The following is a 591-nucleotide window of genomic DNA, read 5'->3' on the forward strand; positions in this document are numbered from 1 at the left end:
CCGAGGGTGACGCGTTCTCGGGTGGTTCCGTGGTGGCCCGACACGAGATCGACTACCGCAAGCCGCTCGTGCACCGGCACGAGCCGGTGCTCGTCGAGACCTGGGTGACGAAGATCGGCGCCGCGTCGCTGACCCTCTCGTACGAGGTCAAGGACGAGGAAGCCGTGTACGTGCGAGCCTCCACCGTCGTCGTTCCGTACGACCTGGACGCCGGTCGCCCCCGGCGGCTCACGCCGGTGGAGGAGCGGTTCCTCACGGCGTACCTGGAGGAGGCGCCGGCCAAGGGCAGGCGCAAGCGCGACGACGAGTCGGAGGAGGCCGTCGCCGCATGACGGCGCCAGCGCTGCACTTCGCCGACGCCAGGGAGGCGGCCGACCTCGCCGCCTTCCTGGCCCGGTTGATCCACTACGACCGGGCCGCGGCCGTGCGGCTCCAGGCGAGCGTGCACAGTGCCGGCCCGCGGCCGGGCGGGGTGCTCGCGGTCTTCGGCCGCCCGGCCTCGTTCGAAGTGCTGGCCATCCGTACGGCGCTGCTGGCACCGCCCCCGCCAGTGGCTCAGCCCGTGCCAGCGGCGGCGGCGGACACCTCATC

The 591-nt window shown here is 73.3% G+C and carries 1 protein-coding gene and 1 pseudogene; both read left to right on the forward strand.

Annotated features, from left to right (window positions below; genetic code table 11):
* Window positions 1-332 (forward strand): thioesterase family protein (locus KUM32_RS37385; protein ID WP_217146300.1); only part of this gene is annotated, 332 nt, incomplete at its 5' end.
* Window positions 329-591, forward strand: a pseudogene (locus KUM32_RS37390) (hypothetical protein); the annotation flags it as partial. The gene KUM32_RS37385 and the pseudogene KUM32_RS37390, both read left to right, overlap by 4 nt.

The organism is Streptomyces sp. AC627_RSS907, from assembly GCF_019049165.1.